The 393-nt window shown below is 46.3% G+C and carries 1 tRNA gene; it reads right to left on the bottom strand.

The annotated features are described in order from the left end of the window. Positions 1 to 146 precede the first annotated feature (146 nt). A tRNA-Ile gene (locus AC04QZ_RS24990) sits at positions 147 to 221 on the bottom strand. Positions 222 to 393: the final 172 nt, after the last annotated feature.

The raw sequence follows: 393 nt of genomic DNA, 5'->3' as shown, positions 1-393 counted from the left end.
GAGTCGAACCGTTGACCTCCTGCGTGCAAGGCAGGCGCTCTAGCCAGCTGAGCTAATCCCCCAGAGTATCGTTACCAGTTAACAGTTGTTCGTTTCCAGTTATCAAAACCGTTCACTGTAAACTGCCAATTGAAAACTCAAACGTGTAGTCCCGTCCAGATTTGAACTGGAGACCCCTACATTATCAGTGTAGTGCTCTAACCAGGCTGAGCTACGGGACTGTTGATTTAAGGTCGGCTTCCGTATGCAGTATATAGTATCTTACCGCTACTGCTTTCCTTTGGCTTTCCCCATCTTTAGGTTCCGTTATGCTTTGCCCTTAGGCCATCGCACACCGTTGTCTTCTGGGTGTTTCTTTTTTTCTCTTGTGTTTTTTAAAGTATATGGTATGGC

This window comes from Pedobacter folensis (genome assembly GCF_056490665.1).
The sequence above is the reverse complement of the archived record's forward strand: the minus strand, read 5'-3'. Positions and strand labels throughout refer to the sequence as shown.